This is a genomic window from Undibacterium sp. Tian12W, from assembly GCF_049339405.1.
Taxonomy (GTDB): domain Bacteria; phylum Pseudomonadota; class Gammaproteobacteria; order Burkholderiales; family Burkholderiaceae_D; genus Undibacterium.
Map to the genome: position 1 here is coordinate 1 of NZ_JBMPPK010000056.1, position 4,581 is coordinate 4,581.

Genomic DNA, 4,581 nt, shown 5'->3' on the forward strand with positions numbered 1-4,581 from the left:
TTGGTCATCTATCAGTTCTTTTGGCATCGCTCTCCACCCTGACAAAACAAGATAGAAAGTTAACACTACTCATGAAAAGTTAACAGCACTTTTTTTCAGTCGTTTTAATTTTGCAACAGCCTCTAAGGAGTTTTATGCAATCTAGTTTTTCGCTGCTCAACATCCAGTAAAAAATTTGCCCAGCCAGAGACTGTCACATTCACAAGGAATTATCTTTGCCGTGCACAATGCACCTCCTGTTACGGCTACGCTTATCTCTATGCAGGCATCACCACCACATCCGTAATCAGGCATCCCTGCTCTCCAAAGGCTTTTGCTGCCATGCCATAATGCCACCCACCAGCAACGTCAGGCCAGAGAATATCAGGCCACGTTCCAACCCGCCCTGGCCGTCAGCGATCCAGCCCACGATGGTGGGGCCAACGATCTGGCCCAGCGCAAATACGGTAGTGAAGGCACTGATGCCTGCTGACCAGGCTTCTGGCCTGGCGTTGTGCCGCACCAGTGCCGTGGTAGATGCGACGGCGGACAAGAACACCGCGCCAAACAAAATGCCGGATGCAAACACGGCAAAGACATTGCTGCTCAGTGCGGGTAGCAATGCCGCAACACCCGCCAGCGCAGTCAATATCGCGAGTGACTGGCCGCCCTTGTAGCGGTCCAGCATGCCTGCCCAGATGCGTGACGAGGCCAGCACGGCCAGCCCCAGCAGGGAGTAAAAGGCAGTAATCGCAGGCGCGGGCATGCCCTGCTCTTTGAGCAGCGCAACGACGAAGGTCATATAACCTATATAGCCTGCACCAAACATGAAATAACCTGCCAGGCCAAAGCCAAACGCCTTGATGCTGAATGCGCTTTTGGCACCCGCCTGCCCGGGCAAGTCCTGTATCGCCCTGACGGGCAAGCTCATGATGATGGTTGCCAGCAGGCAGGCAGCGCCCATCGCCAGCCACGACCATTGCCAGGCATGTTCAACATGCTGCGCCTGGGCCGCCGCCAGGGTCGTAGGCACCAGCAAGGCCGACAGGGTAATACCAAAACCCGTGCCACCGTAATACAGGCCTATCAATAAACCTGCCCGCGCTGCATGCAAGCCACCGAGGCGCGAAATCAATACGCCACCCGCGATAAAAATCAAGGCGCTCGATATGCCTGCCAATATACGTTGCAACAGCAAAAACCCGGTGGCAGTGACCATGCCGGACACCAGCATGAATATGCCCGTCAGCACAGCACCACCAGTCAAAAGGCTATGCGCACGATAGCGCCGCATCAGCAGGGGCGTGATTAGCGCACCCAGAAAATAGCCGAGCGCATTACCGGTATTCATCACCCCTGCCAGCAGATAAGACCAGCCGAGGTCGGCGCGCATCGGTGGCAGCAGCAGTCCATAAGAAAAGCGTGACAGGCCCAGCGCGATTGCCGCCCCCAGCGACAATGCCAAAGCAGTCAGTACAGGGCGTTGCGCAGGGAAATGACTGAACAGCCTGGGCATGGTGATAGAGGTCATGGTAAGCAATTCAAGTGAGGTTACGGGCAACCCGGCAACAAGTTTTAGCTTCCTGCGATAGAATGCCTGTGAGTATAGTACTGCTCCTCATTTTATAGACAAGCTTACCAACTACAAACGCAATTTACACATGTGTTGCATGAACTAAATTCATGAGTAACCCGCTACTCCACCTGCCGCCGCTGGATGCCATCCGTGGTTTTGTCGCCGTTGCCCGGCGCATGAGCATCACCGTTGCGGCAGAGGACCTGTGCCTGACGCAATCTGCGGTCAGCCGCCAGATACAAAGCCTCGAAGAACATCTGGGCAGCAAACTGCTGATACGCAAGCACCGCGCCATTGCCCTGACCCCTGCGGGTGAACAATTGCTAAAACTGGCCTCGCCGTGGCTGGATCAACTCGCTGAATTTTCAGCTTCGCAGCGGCAGCAACTGCTGTCACGCCCGGTCACCATGACATCGGCTGTCAGCGTGACTGGTCTGTGGATCTTGCCGATGCTGGGTGCCTTTCAGGCGGCACATCCGAATATCGATGTGCGGGTATCCGCCGACAACCGCATGCTGGACCTCAAAAAAGAAGGCCTGGATTTGGCCATACGCTATGCCCGCGCGGCGGATGTGCCAGCGCAGGCGATCAGGCTGTTCGGAGAAAAGATCATGCCGGTAGCCTGCCCCGCCATCGCCGCCCGTGCCTTTGGTGAACCAGAGGGCTTGCTCAGGGAAGTCTTGCTCGAACTTGATGAACGCGCCCTGCCCTGGCTGCGCTGGTCAGACTGGCTGAGCGCCACCGGCCTGCTCAGCATCAAGCCCGACGCCAAACCCAAGGCCTACCTGCACCTGAATCAGTACGACCAGGTCATCCACGCCGCCCTTGAAGGCCACGGCATCGCCCTTGGCCGCGCCGCACTGCTGCAACCAATGCTCAAGGATGGTCGCCTGGTAGCCCTCGAAGACCCGCGCCTGGGCAACAGCGACTATGCCTACTGGCTTATCGTTGAATCCACCGCGCCACGCGCTGAGGTGCAGGTGTTCAGGGAATGGATTATTGCGGCGGCAAAGCAAGCGGATCAAACAGCTGAAAGCCTGGCAGACGCCTGAGACCAGAGACATTGATCTGCGCTGAACGACACCATCGCCGTGACGTAGGGCGCATTGCAATGCGCCGTATGAGATCACCGCATCCTTGGGAAAATATCCGTGCCGTGCGCGACGCATACATGCGGCGCATTGCAATGCGCCCTACGACCGGGTATTTGCTAACCGTAGGAGCGGCTTCAGCCGCGAAGGTTTTTCAAGAACGACTTTTTCCCGATGTTGACAATGCAATGCCGGAACTTGCGAATGATTTGTTCAGCGATCATTCGCGGCTGAAGCCGCTCCTACAGTGTGCTGCTGTTTTGATTGCAAGCACGAATTTGGGGGCGTAAGATATCTTTCAGAAGACAAGCGGCCAGGATCATGATGAAAAAAGCAAGAGCATCTTTTTGGGAACAGTCTGCAGGCTTTTATCTCGGCGCTGGCTTCGTCGGAGAAATACCATTGACACTGTTTTTGAAACTGGACATCAGTCGTCAATTTCTCGACAGGTACGTCGATTGGCCGCCACCAGTCTGGTTGGTGATGATGCTGGCACTATTCGCTTACGTTTTTACATGCTGGGCAGGCTATCAATTAGGGTTTGGGGAATGAAATTTTTCCAGACAGATGCCGCGGCAAGCATGGCGAATATCTGGTGAGGTTTTTCTGTAGGGTGCGTTTCAAACGCATCAAATCGCCAATAATCAACAACGTGAAGAAAAACGGTGCGTCAAGACGCACCCTACGGGCTATCCATCCCTGGAAAGGCCATCACTTGCGACAACATGTATATAACCTGTCTGCGCTCTGACGTGTGTTCATTGTTGGTCTCCAGCATTTCAGCACATCTATGTGCAGCATATTGCGCATAGACACGGCAGGCTGACTCTATATCAGCAATTGAGAGTTGACTCAGATTTTCGGTGACAAATCGAGGGAGTAAGCCAATGGAAAACGCCACCGTTTTTGAGTAATTCTTGCAGTCCAAGATAGTACTTTTTCCGGCGTTTTTCTTTAACATCTGACGAAAGCTATCATACACACTCACATCATTTGGATCATAATCAGCTGGCCAGTCATCTCCGCAAGTTTCGCCAATCGCATGGATCTGTGCAATTTCCTGAGTCAGTCCCAATATCATCAGGTTAGCAATATTTTCTGGAATCGTAAGCATGTGAACGCCTTTGTGACTAATCATGGATGCTGGGATGTCGTGCACAAAATCTGAGATTATTGCATGTCCTGAGAAAGCAAAACGCCATGCGCCCTGCCCGCTTGCGGCGCATTGCAATGCGCCCTGCGTCACGGCCATGTTTGAAAGCCTTAGCTGCGCGCGATTACGCCCCGCCGATTACATTGGCGCCCCAGGTTTGTCACTGAGATATCTGTCCTCTTCCACATACACTGTTTTTTTCACTGCCCGCCAGCGTATAAACTCTACCACCATCAGCAGAGCCAGCAGGACAATCTGCGTACCGGGTCGCAAGGGGGAGAAAGCAGATACGATGATGAAAAGTGGAAGCGCAGTCAATTCTGCCCTGCTCCTGTACGGAATAGTCCTGTCCCTTAGAAAAGCCTGGCAATGTGGGCATTGCAGCTTATAAGATTGTGGCCGGTACCATTTCACATTGGGCGGCCATAGTCCAGTGCCAACCTGGTCAAAACGGCAGGCGCAATCCGGGCAGCGGTATTTGCCAGTATCCTGTGCTGTGTTTGGTGCTAAAAATTCTGGTTCGCAATTGGGACAAACCATATTCGGCGCGGCCAGATGAGCGCCGCAATTGGCACATTGAGATGCGCTATCTTTCATGAACTCTGGACTCTGTTTTATTAAATAGGGATGGATGAGGTTCGAAGTGCTGTAGTGCCGTAGATACTGTTATTCCAGTCAAGCTAAATGCAAGCTAGCATCGAATGGCTTTCCGGACTTCAACACCCCCAAAGCGACATGTATCAACTTTCTCATCATAGCGCCAATAATGAGCTTGGCAGGTT

5 protein-coding genes and 1 pseudogene are annotated in these 4,581 nt (G+C 53.5%); 2 read left to right on the forward strand and 4 right to left on the reverse strand.

Annotated elements, in window-relative coordinates; all coding sequences use genetic code 11:
* Window positions 1–286: 286 nt before the first annotated feature.
* The gene (locus tag ACO0LI_RS30520; RefSeq protein WP_423037677.1) at window positions 287–1,510 is read right to left on the reverse strand and encodes a YbfB/YjiJ family MFS transporter; all 1,224 of its coding nucleotides are present in this window, start codon (window positions 1,508–1,510) and stop codon (window positions 287–289) included.
* 152 nt (window positions 1,511–1,662) lie between these two features.
* Here ACO0LI_RS30520 and ACO0LI_RS30525 point away from each other — a divergent pair, with 152 nt between their 5' ends.
* Window positions 1,663–2,607: a LysR substrate-binding domain-containing protein gene (locus ACO0LI_RS30525; protein WP_423037679.1), complete on the forward strand. Its 945-nt coding sequence runs from the start codon at window positions 1,663–1,665 to the stop codon at window positions 2,605–2,607.
* 363 nt (window positions 2,608–2,970) lie between these two features.
* The gene (locus tag ACO0LI_RS30530; RefSeq protein WP_423037681.1) at window positions 2,971–3,198 is read left to right on the forward strand and encodes a hypothetical protein; all 228 of its coding nucleotides are present in this window, start codon (window positions 2,971–2,973) and stop codon (window positions 3,196–3,198) included.
* A 130-nt stretch (window positions 3,199–3,328) separates the two neighbouring features.
* Here ACO0LI_RS30530 and ACO0LI_RS30535 read toward each other — a convergent pair whose 3' ends face one another.
* The 3 genes and pseudogenes from ACO0LI_RS30535 to ACO0LI_RS30545 form a co-directional block, all read right to left on the reverse strand.
* Entirely contained in the window at window positions 3,329–3,898 is a 570-nt protein-coding gene (locus ACO0LI_RS30535) for a hypothetical protein (protein ID WP_423037683.1), read from the reverse strand.
* Window positions 3,899–3,937: 39 nt separating this feature from the next.
* The gene (locus ACO0LI_RS30540) at window positions 3,938–4,396 is read right to left on the reverse strand and encodes a hypothetical protein (protein ID WP_423037685.1); all 459 of its coding nucleotides are present in this window, start codon (window positions 4,394–4,396) and stop codon (window positions 3,938–3,940) included.
* A 78-nt stretch (window positions 4,397–4,474) separates the two neighbouring features.
* Window positions 4,475–4,581 (reverse strand): annotated as a pseudogene (locus ACO0LI_RS30545) (IS110 family transposase); the annotation flags it as partial.